General features: G+C 46.3%; 11 protein-coding genes and 2 pseudogenes. 10 read left to right on the top strand and 3 right to left on the bottom strand.

What is annotated here, in order from left to right:
• The first annotated feature begins 13 nt into the window (after positions 1–13).
• On the top strand, positions 14–2161 hold the full coding sequence (locus GE107_RS07500) for a hypothetical protein (RefSeq protein WP_219639076.1): 2148 nt from the start codon (positions 14–16) through the stop codon (positions 2159–2161).
• Between the two features lie 45 nt (positions 2162–2206).
• Here GE107_RS07500 and GE107_RS07495 read toward each other — a convergent pair whose 3' ends face one another.
• On the bottom strand, positions 2207–4588 hold the full coding sequence (locus GE107_RS07495; protein WP_219639075.1) for an O-antigen ligase family protein: 2382 nt from the start codon (positions 4586–4588) through the stop codon (positions 2207–2209).
• A 181-nt stretch (positions 4589–4769) separates the two neighbouring features.
• On the opposite strand from GE107_RS07495, the gene GE107_RS07490 reads away from it, so the two are divergent.
• From GE107_RS07490 to GE107_RS07480, 3 genes are all read left to right on the top strand, one after another.
• A complete protein-coding gene (locus GE107_RS07490) occupies positions 4770–6176 on the top strand; it encodes an undecaprenyl-phosphate glucose phosphotransferase (protein ID WP_219639363.1) in 1407 nt (468 codons plus the stop codon).
• The gene (locus tag GE107_RS07485; protein WP_219639074.1) at positions 6166–7140 is read left to right on the top strand and encodes a glycosyltransferase family 2 protein; all 975 of its coding nucleotides are present in this window, start codon (positions 6166–6168) and stop codon (positions 7138–7140) included. Before GE107_RS07490 ends, GE107_RS07485 begins: the two co-directional genes overlap by 11 nt.
• Positions 7141–7235: 95 nt before the next feature.
• Entirely contained in the window at positions 7236–7730 is a 495-nt protein-coding gene (locus tag GE107_RS07480; protein WP_219639073.1) for a hypothetical protein, read from the top strand.
• Between the two features lie 60 nt (positions 7731–7790).
• Here GE107_RS07480 and GE107_RS07475 read toward each other — a convergent pair whose 3' ends face one another.
• Together GE107_RS07475 and GE107_RS07470 are read right to left on the bottom strand one after the other, a co-directional pair.
• Positions 7791–8810 carry a hypothetical protein gene (locus tag GE107_RS07475; RefSeq protein WP_219639072.1) on the bottom strand — a complete coding sequence of 340 codons (1020 nt, stop codon included), beginning with the start codon at positions 8808–8810 and terminating at the stop codon, positions 7791–7793.
• Positions 8785–10200: an MBOAT family O-acyltransferase gene (locus GE107_RS07470; protein ID WP_219639071.1), complete on the bottom strand. Its 1416-nt coding sequence runs from the start codon at positions 10198–10200 to the stop codon at positions 8785–8787. The genes GE107_RS07475 and GE107_RS07470 overlap by 26 nt, the downstream gene beginning before the upstream one ends.
• 237 nt (positions 10201–10437) lie before the next feature.
• Between GE107_RS07470 and GE107_RS07465 the strand changes: the two genes are divergently transcribed.
• From GE107_RS07465 to GE107_RS07440, 6 genes and pseudogenes are all read left to right on the top strand, one after another.
• Entirely contained in the window at positions 10438–14049 is a 3612-nt protein-coding gene (locus GE107_RS07465; RefSeq protein ID WP_219639070.1) for an Ig-like domain-containing protein, read from the top strand.
• 49 nt (positions 14050–14098) lie between these two features.
• Positions 14099–15130 (top strand): Ig-like domain-containing protein, encoded by a 1032-nt coding sequence (locus GE107_RS07460; protein ID WP_219639069.1) that lies wholly within the window; start codon positions 14099–14101, stop codon positions 15128–15130.
• Positions 15131–15363: 233 nt separating this feature from the next.
• Positions 15364–15687, top strand: a pseudogene (locus GE107_RS07455) (transposase); the annotation flags it as partial.
• A gap of 181 nt (positions 15688–15868) precedes the next feature.
• Positions 15869–17350: an IS21 family transposase gene (gene istA, locus GE107_RS07450; protein WP_219639068.1), complete on the top strand. Its 1482-nt coding sequence runs from the start codon at positions 15869–15871 to the stop codon at positions 17348–17350.
• A 4-nt stretch (positions 17351–17354) separates the two neighbouring features.
• The gene (gene istB, locus GE107_RS07445) at positions 17355–18095 is read left to right on the top strand and encodes an IS21-like element helper ATPase IstB (RefSeq protein ID WP_219639067.1); all 741 of its coding nucleotides are present in this window, start codon (positions 17355–17357) and stop codon (positions 18093–18095) included.
• A 142-nt stretch (positions 18096–18237) separates the two neighbouring features.
• Positions 18238–18791: pseudogene (locus GE107_RS07440) on the top strand (IS1595 family transposase); the annotation flags it as partial.
• Positions 18792–18877 lie beyond the last annotated feature (86 nt).

Below are 18877 nucleotides of genomic sequence, written 5' to 3'. Positions count from 1 at the left end.
AGGATGGACGTGAATGGTAACTCTTAAAAGGCTAGTTGCAGTAATGTTTTTGGTATTTGCTTTAGGTTTTCCAGCATTAAATCAAGTTTCATATGCTGAAGATAGTGAAACGAAGATCATCATACAGAATCCCATCTCCTTAGGAAAAGTTACTTTAAAAGAAAATGTGACGGCAGAAGTAAGCAATCTCATGGTCATGCCAAATGGTAATAGTCAAACAGCTGCGTTTACTGTAAGCATCAATAATAACAGCAACACCGATTTGAACTTCATTGACTACTGGGTGAATGTAAGTACCAAGAACGGTACGAAAGTCACCATTCAAACAGCTAACAATGACGTGAAAACCATCCCAGCGAAAACCCAAAAAGATATCGTATTTTACGGTAAAGTCGGCTTGAATATCAAGGTTACGGATTTGATTATTAAAGTCATCAAATGGGATTTCTCCGTTCCCTCTTATACGAACACGCTTGGTCAAATATCGGTATCGCAAAGATATAACCCGACAACTACAGCAAACACCGGAAGGTATATAAACATAGGGGACAGCAAAACTTCTATATATATTGAACAAGCGACGATTGGAAAGAGTTCAAAGTATTATAAACCTGAATTAAAAGTTGTCTTTAAAAACGAAGGTACGAGTTCGATTGCTCTTCCCGAATATCAGTTGTATATCCAAACGCAAGACAATTTGCTTTATTCACTCAACAGCTCGAGTATCAAAGGGACAGTGCTAGAGCCTTTAACGGAAAAGGAATTTCAACTAACGACCTCTATTCCGATTACGGTAAAAGAAAATGGTTGGAGCATGCTTGTCAGTTATCCAGTTAATGAAGGGAAAGATAAGATTCCGCTTGCGCTATTCAGTCTTCCGAAGGCTAATACGAGCTCAGGAGACGATATCGATAAGTATTATTCTTTTACAACTTCACAGGGTGTATATTATGTAAAAATGAATTCCTTGAATCGACTTCCGATCGAAGACGACGATTTGGTAATTGCGAACTTGACGATCCAGAACAAAGGATCGGATACCATTCCGCTCCCCGATTTCACCGGCAAGTTTATTTTTGATGACAAAGTTGAAAAAAGCGTATCCGTATTAACAAACAATAAGATAATCGCACTTCAACCCGGACAAACGATGGATTTCCAAGTAGCAGGAAGAATCCCCTACACATTTGATGTAAGGAAGGTTAGTTTACTTTTACAGCAAAAAGAATCGGGAAGTACTGAAAACACGGATTTGGTGGAATTTACGCATTCCGGTACTTTCAGTCCCGTGCAAACCGTGAATTGGGATAAGGGCTTCAAAATTACCGACGTGGGTTACCGTTCGGATGTCAAGATTCGGAATCTGATGACATTCGCAGGACAGAACGGAAATGTGCTTGCTGCTCAAGTGATTGTGACGAATGAAGAGAAGCGCTTGACCACCATTCAGCAATTGGCAGGTTATTTCGAGAAAAAGGATGGCACGGTATTCCCTGCTACTATTCAATCGTTAACGGATAAATTAAATCCTGGCGGTACAGCACTCTTATATGCCACGGCGTCCATACCTAAAGATGCTGATGTTTCCGATGTTCAATTGGTAATCGGGAAGGCTATCTTGGAGACGACGCAGACAGGAACAACAGCAGGGCAAAGCGAAAGCGTTCTGGCAGGGTATGTTTCACCTTATTCATTCGTTATGCCCGCCGAAAAGAAAGAACAAAATAGTATCCGGAATATCGACATTCTGCCCTATAAATTGTCCATAGAACGAGTTGCCACGCAAATTCGTTTTCCGAATTCTCAATCTGCGGAAACATTTGTGAAATTAGACTTCGATTATACGTTGGAAGAGGATTTATTAACGAAGGCGGACATCAAAGATCAAAAAATTATCATCGAATTAAATGATGCCAATCAAAAATCCGTATTTAGTAAAGCTCTGCCAATCTCAAATGGAGATCAAGCGAGCAGTGATGCTTCTTTGAAGGTCGGAACGAATACGCTGGAATTAAGCTGGACAGATCAGGAGTTAGTAATGAATGTTACTTTGCTGAAAGATTACAATCTTAACATCTATCATGAAATAAAGCCGGGTTATAAAAAATTAATCGCAACCGAGAAGATTCCATGGCTTGTTAATCGGTCTTTTACAAACTAATCAGAAGAAAAATAAATGGTTGAGCGAATCGCTCAACCATTTATATTATTTTTTAGCAACTAGACGAGCAATCTCCGCAGCTTCCTCCGGAAGTGCTTTGGTAAAATTATTATAGAGTTCATCGTTGGGTTGGTTCATCTTCGATAAGGTTGCCAGGTAAAATCTCATGACGATCCGGTCCTCGGTCTGGCTATAATTTGTGCCTACAAATCGTTTTAATAGTTCGGCGCTCTTTTGATACTGTCCCTGAAAGAAATAGATCTGACTGACCGTTGAGGCAATTGTCTTCGTTACCGAAAATGCTTGTCCCTTCAGTTGATTCTCCGGCAGGTTGCTTAAAAATTTGACCTTTTCTTGGACTCTGTTATATAAATCTAATGCTTTATTCCAGTAGGATTGATTAGCTCCTTGATCTCCGAGTCGGGCGTTTAAACCTATGGCTTGTTCATAGATGCCAATGTCCCAGGGGAACTTCTTAATGGCCTCATCCATGACCGCAACGGCTTCAGTTGTCATATTGTTTTGTTGATAAAACTGATTGAGTAGCAAGTAACCATTCCGGTCATTCGGTTCATACTTCTTGTACAAGTTCGCCGTTTCGATTGCTTTTTGCAAGTAATCGGCATTGTTCGATCGTTGATATCCTTGCTGATAAAAGTCTAAACGATATCTGAGGTACGTTGGATTTTTAGATATTGAAACTGCTTTGTTCAAAGGAGAAATCATTTGTTCGAACGAAACACTCTGCTGAGCAAGTGATAGTGATTTCTGATAATTGACGTAACCAAGATATTGAAGTCCAGCAAATATCACAGTGAGCGAAGAAGCGATACCAATCAACCATGATGACCACTTATTGTATTTATGATCGAGAAGAGACTTACTTACCGAACTGCTGAGAATTCCAAGCGAGAAAAAGACAAGACCTGCGACATAAACATAACTCATATCGAAGTCAATGAAGCTGTGCCCCAGCAAACAGATGATAAAGATAAAGAAGTAAAAGAGAGAATTGTCGGGCTCCGTGCCTGCTTGCCTATGACGCAGGAAAGATTGTAAGTAGAATACCACAATAAAAACAATCAAAAGAAGGAGGAATAAGAGACCGAAGATACCAGTTTCTAATAAATATTGCAAGAAGAAATTATGGGCTTGCGTACTAATATAAGGATAACTCTGATACTGGGGATATAATGCTTTCCATGCGCCGCCGCCGGCGCCAAAAACGGGGTGATCAGCGAAAATGCGCAGAGCATCCGTAAAGAAAGACTGCCTCTCCAAAACGGTTTGTTGACCTAAATCAATATTTTGAATTCGCGCTGATACGCTTTCTGGGAGAATACGCGAAACATTTGTATACAAGAGAAGATAGAATGCAATCAAAGAAAGTAGGATCAAACTGAATGGAAAGAATAGTGACGAGAAACGAAGGCCGTTTAAACGGTTGTCAATGGCTTTGAGTAGATTTGGCGAAAACTTGTTCAATAACCAGAAGAATCCGGCGCAGACAATGGATGCTCCAAGCACGATCAAACATCCGACAGTGAAATCATGGCTACTGAAAGTCTCTTGAAGGCTTTTGCCCAACTTGGAGACCAGATTAAGAATGACTAAAGAAATGACAGAAGCAAGCGCCAAATAAAGAAAATAAAGGACTTGCTTGGCTGGTCTATAGAAGAAAAGAACGATTATTACCATCACAGGTAACAAGACAAGCGCACCCCGGGAGAGAGTTAAGAAGAAGGAGACAATGAGCGGAACCATCATCACAGCGGCTATATGCCGGTATATTTTGCTGTTTGAACTGATCATCGCATGAACGGACATGAGGATAAGAGCCAGAAGAAAACCGCCATAGGTGTTCGAATATTGGAATACCGATGCCAGCCGCGGCCCATCGGCAGCCATCCAAACCGCATCGGGGAATACGGTGCTGGCTTGTCCGGAGGCATTCGTCCAACTAAAAAGTCCCCAGAACGACGCGTTGCCAAACCAATTAAGAATCCCGAATGCAACGACTATGTACCCTGTCGATAGCACGATTTCGCTGGCTCTTTGGATGTGTCCAGGAACTCTTGAAACGATAAGCCCCGCAACGAAAAGGAGAAATAACAATAAACTAATTAAAATACCGGTTGACGCCATATAACTGGAGGCGGAAAAGAAATAAGAAACAAAATATGATAATGGAACGAGTGACATCAATGCGACAGGCAGAACATTCAAACCTTTTAATGATTTTCTAATCACTACCGCTAAAATCAAAAATGAAAGCGATGAAAGCAAAACGAACAAATAAATCGTTTTGTCGTACTGGGTCATTGCAGCGTTAAACAGCGCTTTATTGTAGAGAGCGTAAAGGGAGAGGAAAACCGCTATTGCTGGGACTAAAAAGTTCTTGAACTGCAAAGATTGTTGTTTTTTCATGGATTTTCTCCTTCGATGTATTCATAAACAGTGTAAGATAATAAAGCGATCAATAGCAATAGAGAGAAACGCTTTGTGGCGGTGGGAAAACATAAGACTATATGTATTTGAGCATCTTTGATAAAATTGAAATGGGCGATACAGCATTTACGATTCCAACATTTACGGATAGGTGATGGAAGTGATTCGACAGAATCAGCGAATTTTGACGCAAATATACGTATTATCGGACTCCACAATGATGTTTCTCATTTTTCTGTGCGCTTATTGGTTTAAATTCTATAGCGGTTGGGTTCCGTCTGTGATCACGTTGTCTTTCCAGAGTTACTTGCTCTGGGGCACGGTGTATGCATTCGTTTCGATATTGATCGGATTTTATGTAGGCTTCTATACGCCAAGGCGGAAAAAGAATTTTTCCGCAGACGTTTTCAAGATCATCCAGGTACACAGTTTAAGTTTCTTAGCACTACTTAGCTTGCTATATGCGTTAAAGGAGTTACATATCTCGCGCGAATTTCTCCTCTTGTTCTTCATAACGAACATGATCGTACTGATGCTGTACCGGTACTTGTTAAAAATGACGCTTTATCGGCTCCGTAGCAAAGGATTCAATAAAAAATACATTCTGATCCTTGGGGCCGGATCTGTCGGGCGCAGTTTTTATCACAGCTTGCAAATGCATCCGGAACTTGGATACGAAGTTTATGGTTTCCTTGATGATAGCATTCAGCAGCATGCCTCGGAACATCAAAGCTTGAAGCCCGTTATCGGCAAAGTATCGGATTTAGCAAACATAATCAGGGACCACCCGATAGACGAAGTAATTATTGCCTTGCCACTGACGGCCCATTCCTTATACGCACAAATTATTGAGATTTGCGATAACGCTGGTGTCAAATCCTTGATTATTCCGGATTTCTTCGACTTGTTGCCCGCGCGCCCTTACTTCGATAATTTTGCAGGGATCCCGCTCATCAACGTGCGCGACATCCCCCTGGATGAGCTAAGTAACCGCATTGTTAAGAGAACGTTCGACATTATCTTTTCCATTGCCGCGATCGTCATCACCTCCCCTGTGATGTTATTCGCTGCGGTTGGTATCAAGTTAACTTCCAAAGGCCCTGTCATCTTCAGTCAAGAACGAATGGGGTTGGATAGAAAGACATTCCGTATGTACAAGTTTCGAACGATGCATGTGTCCAACCAAGAAGTATCGGATACGCATTGGACCGTGGAAGGAGATCCGCGCAGAACGAAATTCGGTACCTTCTTGCGAAGAACAAGCATCGATGAGCTTCCCCAATTTTTCAATGTATTGATCGGCGATATGAGCGTAGTCGGCCCGCGGCCGGAGCGTCCTTACTTCGTGGAGCAATTCAAGGAGGAAATCCCCAAATACATGGTGAAGCATCATGTCCGGCCTGGAATTACGGGCTGGGCGCAGTCGAATGGATTACGAGGCGATACGTCGATTCAAGACCGAATCTCGCACGATCTGTTTTATCTCGAGAATTGGACGTTTCTTTTTGATTTAAAAATCATACTGAAAACAATCTACAAAGGATTCGTAAACCGCAATGCCTATTGAGCATAGAAGCCCGTACACCGTTTCCGTCATCATTCCTACCTATAATGCCGGCCCCGAAACGGAAACGTTGTTGAAATCGCTTTGGAATCAGACATTGCCCCCTCATGAAATCATTGTGATCGATTCCTCATCGACTGACGGTACGGCTGAACGCGCCAGGAAGAATGGTGCGAAGGTGTATGTGATTGATCAAAGCGATTTTGACCATGGTGGAACCCGCAATTATGCGGTTACGATGGCAAGCGGGGAAATCCTCGTCTTCATGACCCAAGATGCTGTGCCGAATCATGAACGAATGCTCGAAGAATTAACGAAGCCCTTGCTCGAAAATCCAAAAATCGGATGTGCCTATGGAAGGCAAATCGCCAAATCAGATGCAAACGTGTTGGAGCGACTATCGCGCTTGCATAATTATCCGGAGCATTCCTATCTCAAAGATCAAAATAATATCCCAAGAATGGGGATCAAAACCTTCTTCTGCTCCAATGTTTGCTCGGCGATACGCAAGGATACATTCATCCAATTAGGCCGATTTCCGGAGCCGGTTATTTTCAACGAGGATTTGTTTTTTGCCGCCAAGTGCGTTCTTTCCGGCTATGCCGTTGCTTATGTCGCCGAGGCGGAAGTGCTGCACTCCCACAATTACTCCCTGAAGCAGCAGTTCAAACGGTATTTCGACAACGGCGTGTCAATGAGGATGAATGAATGGATATATCCATTTTCGTCCGTCGGTCGAGAAGGATCGCATCTTCTGAAAATGCAATTTCGAAAGCTTATGAGAAGCAGAGCTTGGAACTGGATTCCTGCGCTTCTCGTGGATTCCGCGGCTAAGTTTATCGGATATCAGCTGGGTAAAAATTACCGCAAATTGCCGCAGTTTCTGACGATGCGTTTTAGTATGCATCGAAGGATCCTGATTAAGTTGCAGTCCGTAAATGGCAACGGGATGAGTATGAAAGGATGACTTCCATAAGGGAAACTCTTACGAAATCCATCGCAACTATATGGTCATTGCAAGCGTCAAATGAGTAACCTTATTGTCGATCGGAGAGAGATAAGATGCTGAAATTCTCGAAAAAAGGACGCACATGGCTTGGAATTTTGACGGTTGCCGCATTAATAGGCGTTATTGGTTTCTATTCGACCGTCGAGGCGGATTCGACTGCGATACCCGGTTCCGGAGATGATCCGGTCGTCACCAAAAGTTATGTCGACCAGAAGATCGCGGAAATCGTGCAGGGAGGCGGCGGAGGCACGCCGCCAGTCGGCAGCGGCGCGATGGCTCCGTTAGAGGTTGTTAAGGTTCCGACAGGCAAAACCATCATCGTGAACGCCGGAGGCGAATTGATCGTCCGGACGGGTAAAGCAATCGCGTTCAGTCCGGATGCCAACGGCTTATCGGATATGACGGACGGACTGGATATCGCGCCAGGCAAGCCGATCGGCAACAATCATCTGATCTTGTTCCCTAGGGATGGCAGGGGCGTAAAACAGGATCCCAAATCGAAAGTGGAACTGATCGTGCTCGTACGTGGCGGATATCAATTGAAATAGCTATCATGCTTTTATTCTTAAAAAGGAAGGCCGAGACTGGATGTCTCGGCCTTCTTCACGTCATTTCAACCATCGCTTCGCAACCTCCGCGCTAACGATATCCGCGCCCTTGGGTCGAACATGGTTCGTATCTCGAAAGTCATTTTTTAACGTAAGCCCTTCATTGGACATGACTGTAAATTCGGCCCCATACTTCTTCGCGAGTGTAGAGATGATATCGAAATACTCCTGCTGTTCGGCGGGGTATTTACGTTTCACTGTTTCTTCAAACAACTCTGAACGAGGAATTTGGAGAATGACGATTCGAACTCCCCGGGCATGGAGATCATGCAACAACGCCTCCAAAGAGTCGGTTTGCAGGCCAGCCGTATCATATTGTTCGAACCATCCGTCAGCTCTTTTCTCGGCGTAAGCTGGGGTTAAACCGTCTTTCTCGAGCTGCGTCTCTGCCCTAAGGCCGCCGGGCTTGTACACTTCAGCAAGCGTTTTTTTCGGCAGTGTCCCATTGAAATAGGATTTCAACATTCGGCTCCAAATCCCACGCATATCGAAAGCCTTGGACACCCACCCCATGGTGAGTTCCCCGTAATTATCCCAGTTCATGATCCGAATACGGTCTTGGAGTCCGGCATAAAAGCGGTACTTCTCGTCGTTCTCCATGTTGAAGGAATTGATTTGGTGCTCGTTGACCACCACGATCGCTTCCTTCAGATTGGGCAAAAAATCCTCGTATTTCAAGTACGTGTGGTAAATGTCGAACGCTTTGCCTCCGCTGATGCTGAAGTTAAAGATAGAGTCCGGACTTCTGCCCGAGGCTGCCGCGAGGAGATCGGGTCTTAGGGCATCCTTGCTCTGCGAGTCACCGAATATAGCCACATTGACCTTATCGGGCTTGGAATGCCGGAAAGAGTAATCCAACTCGGCGAACTGGCCTACGGATGAGCGATACTCCATCGCGTAGAAATCCAGATCTCGAAACACGAATATCTCCGCAGCTGCGAACAGTACCACAAATCCCACGAAACCCCAGCCGAACCGTCGCCATAGCTTCTTTTTAGAATTGGAAGTAGATGAACTCATATTTGCCCCCTTGCAGGTAATAGATCAAGCCCAAGGTGATCAGCAGGTAGGCGGCACTCCGCAAGGGGAACGGAACGTGGTTCCAGGCCTGCCCAAGGCGCCCTTCATGCTTGCGCAACAAGTACTCCGCAAGATGCACCGCAAACAGTCCCACGATCAGCGGGAAGGTCGGATGACGGACGATGTTGCCTACGTGGGCATGGGCCATTTTCCAGGTCATGTCGAGGGCGATGTCGATACTCGGCGCGTGGAAGAACACCCAGGTCCAGGTCGCGACGTGGTAAAATATGAAGATGGCCGCAACTCGATAGATACGGCTTTCGCGTGCGGCTGCAATCCATTTCCAGCGATTGAGCCCGAGCGACAGACGGTGGACGACCTGCAGAAGCCCATGGATGCCGCCCCAAACCACGAACGTCCACATGGCTCCGTGCCAGAGCCCGGAGATCAGCATGGCGATCATGAGGTTCAAGTACAGCCGGAGCGCCCCTTTTCGATTCCCTCCAAGGCCTATGTAGATATAATCCCGAATCCATCGCGACAGAGTCATATGCCAGCGGCGCCAGAATTCGCTCGGACTTCCGCTCAAATAGGGAGAATTAAAATTGTCCGCGAAACGAACGCCCAGCATGATCCCCAGCCCGATCGCCATGTCCGTGTAAGCGGAGAAGTCGTTATAGATGTAGAAGCTGAACGTATAGGCCGCCATCCAGGACTCGGTCCCGGTTAACGCCGGCCCTTTGTCGAACAATTCCTTCACGATGGGGGACAGTTGATCGGCGATGACGACCTTCTTCACCATCCCGATCGCGAACAGATACACCCCGTACCGGATATCGTTCCAGGTGATTTTCTTTTCGCGGAGTTTGTCCAGCTGGGGAAACAGTTCGTCACCGCGCATGATCGGTCCCGCGATAAGGTGCGGGAACATGGACACGAATACCCAGAAATTCGCGAAGGACCGCGTAGGCTTGGAGTCCCCTCTACGCACGTCGATGAGATAAGAAATGAATTCGAACGTGTAAAAGGAAATTCCCAGCGGCAGCACGATGGAGGAAGCGATCGAATCGGCCGCAGCGGACTGGAAGCCGAACCAGGTCTTCAAATTATCGAGAACGAATAGCGTGTATTTGAAGAAAGCCAGGTTCAGTACGTTTAGAACAATGCCGACCCAGAACATCCAGCGCCACCTGGGAACGGTCATCAGATGGACGATCCCGAAGGTTAGTACAGCCATCGCGAGGAACAGCACCAGGAATCCTTCCGGGTGCGCAACGTAGAAGATCGCGTTGGCTACGGCGAGGAGCCACAGGCGCTGTTTCTTGAGAACCAGATACGGAATCAGCAGCACCAGGAAAAAGATCATGAAGTTAGGGGAGTAGAAGAACATGAAGCACCTCAATGAATGTTTACGTCTGCCAATAAGTATTCCCCTTATTATATCAAAGCGAATCATCAAGAAGGAATATTGTGGGGTGCTAGGTGATGTTGCACATCGAATTCGGTAAGAATATATCTTATAAATCATATTGTTTATGTCTTTCCTAATCTTTACAATGAAAATTCCCCCTATTAAGATAGGAATATGTACCGAGGAGACAATTACTATTAGGGAGAGTGCTTGTTAATGTTTCAGAAGTGGCTGCTGTACTTAAAAAGGATAAGTTATACACTAACTGCATCGTTTCTGCTCTTTAGCCTAATAGTACCGATTGTTGACGCAGAAAAACCGGATACTCAAGCACAATTCATAGCACAAAAAACGCAACAAGTTCAGGGTTTAAAGAAAATCTTAAAAGAAAAACAAAAAGTTAAAATTATCATCGAAATGAACACGCCTTTCCAACCGGAAGGGAAGTTGGATAATGCTGAAAAATCTGATCAGCATAACCGAATCGCAAAAGTTCAGAACACAATCAAAGATCATATCGCCGAAAACTTGCCCATTCAAGCAAAAACGATGAAAGGGTTCAAAACGATTCCTTATTTAACTCTTGAAGTAGACTCGGATGGATTGGATGTCTTATTAAATGATGTGAATGTAAAAAGCATTGTAGAAGATGTTCCTATTCCCTTTAATAGTGTTGTTGTTAAAGAAAGCATGGATTCACCATACTTAGTAGATAGTACGAATATAATAAATACTGAAATGGCTTGGTCACAGGGTTATACAGGGAAAGACCAAACGGTCGCGATTCTGGATACGGGAGTAGATAAGACACACCCTTTTTTGTCAAACAAAGTAGTTTCCGAGGCTTGTTACTCGACTACAAATTCAAACAATGGCAGTGAATCATTATGTCCCGGAGGAGTTGGTGAATCCACGGCATCAAATTCCGGCTTGGATTGTACAGGTATTGAAGGATGTGGACATGGCACTCATGTAGCCGGCATTGCGGCTGGTAAAGGAGATGCTTTTTCAGGTGTGGCCAAGGATGCCAAAATCATTGCGATAAAAGTATTTTCTAAATTTACACCTCAGGCGTGCAATTCAAGTACTTATTGTATATCTTCATATACTTCTGATATTATTAGTGGCTTGGAACGGGTCTATCAACTGAGTTCTCAGTTTCATATTTCGTCTGTAAATATGAGTCTAGGCGGTGGCCGTTCCTACAGTACGTGTGATGATGATCCGACAAAAGCGATAATTGATAATCTAAAATCTCTTGGAATTGCCACCGTAATTGCATCCGGTAATGAGGGTTATAAAGATTCAGTTAGTGCTCCGGGGTGTGTTTCCTCTGCAGTTACAGTAGGGGCAACAACTAAATATAATGATGTGGCAGATTTCTCAAATAGTTACAGCTATCTGGACTTATTGGCTCCAGGAGTTAATATAACATCCGCTAACAATGGTGGAGGATTTATCGAGGAGTCGGGAACATCAATGGCCGCACCTCATGTAGCGGGAGCGTGGGCTGTTCTAAAGCAGAAGTATCCAAATGCTTCCGTAGACGAGATATTAAATATGATTCAAAATGGCGGTGTCCCCATCACCGATATAGCGAATAATATAACGAAGCCAAGGCTAGATTTTGGTTGGATGTTGAATATAAATAATCTTGCGGAGATGTACAAACAGGATTTCGAAAATAGCAATGGTCAATTTGCCCTTACTGGAACCAACAATTCGTGGGAGTGGGGAATCCCGACAACAGGACCTGTTAGCGGTTCAATAACAAAATTATGGGGAACAAATCTTGATGGTAATTACAATAATGATGAAGTGAGTTATATAGAGTCACCCGCTATTAATTTAACAGCAGCTACGTCAGGAGTAGTTGTTTCGTGGGATCAGTGGATGAATTTGGAGAAGGGATATGATTACTCAAGAGTAGAGGTAAGTAAAGATGGAGGGCAAACCTGGGTTCTTAAAAATTCTTCTACAGGAGCGTCCGGCTGGAAGAATAAATACTTCGCTTTGGACAACAGTTACGCGACTAGTAATTTTAGAATAAGATTTGGCATAGCTTCGGACTCTACAGAAACAGTAGAGGGATTGTATATAGATAATATTAAGGTAAGGCAATTAAGTGGAGTCCCTCTTCCGGCCAAAGGGAATGTAGAGAATCCGCCTTCGGGAGCGACGCTAAGCGGAAATTATAATGTTACTGGATGGTTTTTGGACGGAGCCGGAGTCTCGAAGATCGAAGTGTTAGTTGATGGAGCGGTGGCAGGTCAAGTGATTTACGGGGATGCACGAGCGGACGTTAAATCGGCATTTCCCGACTACAACAATGGAAATGCAGGATTCCATTATACGCTGGATACGACGAAATATAGTAACGGCAGTCACACGATTACAGTGAAAGAGACCGCGAGTAATAGTAATGTGGCGACGCTACCAGCGGTAACGGTGACGATTTCGAACGCATTGCCGCCTAAAGGGAATGTAGAGAATCCTGCTTCGGGAGCAACGTTAAGTGGCAACTATAACGTCAAGGGATGGTTCCTTGATGGGGCCGGAGTGTCGAAGATCGAAGTGCTGGTAGATGGAGTATTAGCGGGCCAAGCAATCTATGGGGATGCACGAGCGGACGTGAAGACTGCCTTTCCGGACTACAACAATGGAAATGCAGGATTCCATTATTCGCTGGATACTTCGAAATATAGCAATGGAAATCATACGATTACAATCAAAGAGACCGCGAATAATAGTAACGTGACGACGCTACCAGCGGTTACGGTGACGATTTCGAACGCATTGCCGCCCAAAGGGAATGTAGAGAATCCGGCTTCGGGAGCAACGTTAAGCGGCAACTATAACGTCAAGGGATGGTTCCTTGATGGGGCCGGAGTGTCGAAGATCGAAGTGCTGGTAGACGGAGTATTAGCGGGCCAAGCAATCTATGGGGATGCACGAGCGGACGTGAAAACTGCCTTTCCGGACTACAACAATGGAAATGCAGGATTCCATTATACGCTGGATACTTCGAAATATAGCAATGGAAATCATACGATTACAGTCAAAGAGACCGCGAATAATAGTAACGTGACGACGCTACCAGCGATAACGGTGACGATTTCGAACGCATTGCCGCCCAAAGGGAATGTTGAGAATCCGGCTTCGGGAGCAACGCTAAGCGGTAGCTATAACGTCAAGGGATGGTTCCTTGATGGGGCCGGAGTTTCGAAGGTTGAAGTGTTGGTAGACGGAGTACTTGCGGGGCAAGCAATCTACGGGGATGCACGAGCGGATGTTAAATCGGCATTTCCCGACTACAACAATGGAAATGCAGGATTCCATTATACGCTGGATACGACGAAATATAGTAACGGCAGTCACACGATTACAGTCAAAGAGACCGCGAGTAATAGTAACGTGACGACGCTACCAGCGATAACGGTGACGATTTCGAACGGATCGCCGCCCAAAGGGAATGTTGAGAATCCGTCTTCGGGAGCAATGCTAAGTGGCAACTATAACGTCAAGGGATGGTTCCTTGATGGGGCCGGAGTGTCGAAGATCGAAGTGCTGGTAGATGGAGTACTTGCGGGGCAAGCAATCTACGGGGATGCAAGAGCGGACGTGAAGACTGTCTTTCCGGACTACAACAATGGAAATGCAGGATTCCATTATACGCTGGATACGACGAAATATAGCAATGGAAATCATACGATTACAGTCAAAGAGACCGCGAATAATAGTAACGTGACGACGCTACCAGCGATAACGGTGACGATTTCGAACGCATTGCCGCCCAAAGGGAATGTTGAGAATCCCTTCGAAATATAGCAATGGAAATCATACGATTACAGTCAAAGAGACCGCGAATAATAGTAACGTGACGACGCTACCAGCGATAACGGTGACGATTTCGAACGCATTGCCGCCCAAAGGGAATGTTGAGAATCCGGCTTCGGGAGCAACGCTAAGCGGTAGCTATAACGTCAAGGGATGGTTCCTTGATGGGGCCGGAGTTTCGAAGGTTGAAGTGTTGGTAGACGGAGTACTTGCGGGGCAAGCAATCTACGGGGATGCACGAGCGGATGTTAAATCGGCATTTCCCGACTACAACAATGGAAATGCAGGATTCCATTATACGCTGGATACGACGAAATATAGTAACGGCAGTCACACGATTACAGTCAAAGAGACCGCGAGTAATAGTAACGTGACGACGCTACCAGCGATAACGGTGACGATTTCGAACGGATCGCCGCCCAAAGGGAATGTTGAGAATCCGTCTTCGGGAGCAATGCTAAGTGGCAACTATAACGTCAAGGGATGGTTCCTTGATGGGGCCGGAGTGTCGAAGATCGAAGTGCTGGTAGATGGAGTACTTGCGGGGCAAGCAATCTACGGGGATGCAAGAGCGGACGTGAAGACTGTCTTTCCGGACTACAACAATGGAAATGCAGGATTCCATTATACGCTGGATACGACGAAATATAGCAATGGAAATCATACGATTACAGTCAAAGAGACCGCGAATAATAGTAACGTGACGACGCTACCAGCGATAACGGTGACGATTTCGAACGCATTGCCGCCCAAAGGGAATGTTGAGAATCCTGCTTCGGGAGCAACGTTAAGCGGAAGCTATAACGTTACTGGATGGTTCTTGGATGGAGCCGGAGTCTCGAAGATCGAAGTGCTGATTGATGGAGCGGTGGCAGGTCAAGCAATTTACGGGGATGCAAGGGTAGACGTGAAATCGGCATTTCCTGACTACAGCAATGGAAATGCAGGATTCCATTATACGCTGGATACAACTAGATTTGATAATGGTACCCACGTAGTTTCTATCAGAGAAATTAACAATCACAACAATGTGACGACGTTGCCAGCAGTAATGATACTAATTTCCAATTAATTTGACTGACTCGATTAGAGGGGAAGTGGTGGTATTTTCCCATCTACCTTTGGAGACCCACTCCTTCCGTATCAGCTTAATACAATAGTTGTCAAGTATTGATGATTGATAAGATTGAGAGCCTTTCTAGGCTCTTTTTCTTTTGGCTATGTTTAATCTTATTGTTGATATTTGATACATTCGAACATTTGTTCTATAATTATGGTAACATCCTGTTCGGAGATGATTTAGCCATGGATTTGAAGGAAGTAAAGAAGCTTGCCTATTCCTTGGACGACAGCGGAAAGCGAGAGCTTATTTAATTTTTGCAGTCCCGAACCAAGGGGACGGCGACTCCAGTACGAGCGATAGACGAAATTCAAGAGCAGAAGCATAAAGATGGGCTTGTTTGTCCGCATTGTACAAACCACTCAGTCGTGAGGTTTGGGAAGTACGTTGTAAAAACACGTACTGGAGAGGTCAAGCGTCAACGCTACCGTTGCAAGTCCTGCCGTCAAACGTTTAACGACCTCACGTATACCCCTCTCCAACGCACGCGAAGACCTCATCTGTTTATGATCAAATAAAATTGGAGGTTTCGATCAATAGAAATTCCCTGTTGTGATCAACAGGAAATCCCTGTTCGGATCATCAGGAATTCCTTGATTGGAACTGGAAATTCCGTTTGTGGAAATCGACTCCCTGGTCGTCACCTTGTCCCGTACAATTCTCCTTGTGCAACTACAAGGAGGAGAAAGGATGACGAAGAGCATGGAGCAGATCCACCGCGTGAAAGAATTGCAGTTGCAGCAGTTGGGCCCGTACCAAATCGCCAAGGAGGTGGGCATGGATCCGAAGACGGTACGCAAGTACATGGAGCAGGAGGACTTCTCCCCAAAGCCGCCGTCTACAGAGCAGCGTGCCTCAAAGCTGGATCCATACAAGGCGACCATTGAGACCTGGCTAACAAAAGATGAACGCAATCGCTACAAGCAGCGGCATACCGCGAAGCGTGTGTACGACAGACTGCTCCAGCTTCGTCCGGAGTTCGATTGCTCCTATCTAACGGTAGTCCGCTATGTGCGTGAGGTTCGTAAGCAACAGAAGCTGGGCAAGAACGGCTTCCTTGAGCTTAGGTGGCATCCGGGGGAAGCACAAGCCGACTTTGGCGAATGCGATGTGATTCTGAACGGCGTGCTCACCACCTGTCGTTACTTAGTCGTTTCCTTTCCGCAGAGCAACGCAGCTTTCGTACAGTGTTTCCACGGAGAGACGGCGGAGTGCCTATGTCAAGGGCTCATGGACATCTTCCATCACGTTGGCGGCGTACCAAAGCGTCTCGTACTGGACAATGCAACTGGTGCCGGAAGACGGATCGGCGAGACGGTACGGCTGACGCAGCTGTTTCAGCGGTTCCAATCACACTTCGGCTTTGAAGTCACCTTCTGCAACCCGGCCAGCGGCCACGAGAAAGGCAATGTCGAGAACAAGGTCGGTTACGTCCGCCGGAACTATTTCGTACCGCTGCCGTCGGCGCCGTCTTTGCTCGAGTGGAACACGGACCTCTTGCGGATGTGCGATCTGGACAACCTCCGAGAGCACTACAAGAAGGACGTTCCGATCTGCGAGCTGTTCGAGGCCGACCGGCAGGCGCTGTTGCCGCTGCCCCGATTGCCGTTTGAGGCGTGCCGTTACGAGCATGTCAAGACGAACGGCTATGGCAAATTTGTGCTTGATGGCAAACATACTTATTCGTCGTCGCCGATGTACGCCGAGCAGGAAATTGTGGTGCGCGTTGGTGCCCATTTCATTGAGCCGCTGGACGAAGCCGGCGATCCGATTTCGCGGCACAACCGGCAGTTCGGCAGTGAACGGACCGATACCGTTGATTGGCTGACGATGCTGGATTCGCTCATTGCCAAGCCCGGAGGGTGGAAGAACAGTGTCATGCGGTCGCAGATGTCCTACGACGTTCGCGACTACATGGACGATCTGGACCGCAGTGGTCTGAGACAGGCGCTGCGTATGGTCAAGGAACTCTCCGAGCAGTACGGCCTCGATGTTGCCGTAACGAGTCTGCAAGAGGCGATTGTACGCCGACGAGCGGACGGGCTTTCCGTGAACACCGCTGTTATCGCGGCGCGAATTGCCGGTTACGGACTCGATACCGCAGCGACGCCGGGACCGGACATGCGGCTGTACGATGACGCATTGCTGCCGGTGCCGACAGGGGGGTTCTAAATAAATGGACCGAAGCCAGATCCGAAACGAGATTTCGCTGTTTTGCAAGCAGCTCATTCTCAGCCAAAATGCGGTGCGCTTATGCGACCTGGAGGCGACGCCGAAGCAGGAAGAGTTTCTACACCAGGTGTTTAAAGAAGAGCTTGAGCACCGCGAGCGCTTGCGCAAGGCCAGGCTGTTCCAGCGCGCCGCCTTCCCGATTCGTAAGACACTCGAAGGCTACGAGATGAATGCGCTGCGGGTGCCTTCTACCCTTCATCCGGACGAACTGACCTCGTGTCAGTTTGTCCGGGACAAAAAGAACCTTGTACTATACGGTCCGGTCGGTACCGGGAAGACGCATTTGGCTATTGCACTTGGTGTGAAGGCATGCGAGATGGGCATGGCGACCCGTTTCTTCACGGCGGCCTCTCTGGTGACACGCTTGAGCGAGAGCAAGCGCGCGGGTTCTCTGGAACGGACGATGAAGGAGCTTGAGAAGGCCGAACTCGTCATTATTGACGAGTGGGGCTATCTGCCCATGGACCGGGAAGAAGCACAACTGCTCTTTCAGGTGATAGCCACAAGCTATGAGCGACGGAGCTTGGTTCTTACCACTAATCTGGAGTTCTCGAAATGGGGCTCGATCTTCACTGACGACCAGATGGCCGCAGCCATGATTGACCGGCTTGCTCATCACGGGCAATTGATTGTATTTGAGGGCGAGAGTTACCGCTTGAAGCATGCACTTATGCGCCAAAAGTAACCGCCAAAACTGGAAATTGACCAAGGAACTCTCGTGATTAGACCAGGGATTTTCTGATGACTACACCAGGGAAAAGCTGATGATCCGACTAGGGAAAAATCGATGATCCAAACAGGGAATTCTACTTGACAAAACACAACCTCATCTTTGGGTTCGATTCATTGAATGTATGATTGAGGGTTATTCGCTTAGAAAATGTGCTGAGCAGTTGCATGACGAGGTAACGTATGTAACCTTGTTTTACTGGCGTCATAAAATCCTTGCCGCTTTGAAGCAAATTCCAACTGAAACTTTCCAGGGTATCGTCGAAATGGACGAGACTTATTTCTTATTCTCTGAAAAAGGTAAACGGAACATCACCGAACGCAAACCGCGTAAACGTGGCGGCAAAGCCAAATATCATCAGCGACGACCAAGTGTGTGTACTGGTTGCCCGTGACCGTCAGAAGATGACTTACTCTGGCGTTCTTGGGCGAGGGCGTATTCGGACAACGAAGTTAGATGAGGTTATTGGTGGTCATTTATCGACTACAAACGTGCTTTGCACGGATTCGTGGAGGGCATTCAGTTCCTATGCGAATTCAAAAGGGTTGGCTCTTCAAGTCCGACGGGAAACAACGTGTGAAAGGCGTGTACCACATCCAAAACGTCAACAGTTACCATAGCCGTCTGAAGAAATGGATGGACCGTTTTAACCTTGATTCTTAATATCTGCAGATATATCATGGGACCTGGGGACTTAATCATTTATCAAAGTAAGAAAAGTGGAAAGCGTGGAAACA

The organism is Cohnella sp. CFH 77786 (assembly GCF_019400745.1).
Taxonomy (GTDB): domain Bacteria; phylum Bacillota; class Bacilli; order Paenibacillales; family Paenibacillaceae; genus Cohnella.
The sequence above is the reverse complement of the archived record's forward strand: the minus strand, read 5'-3'. Positions and strand labels throughout refer to the sequence as shown.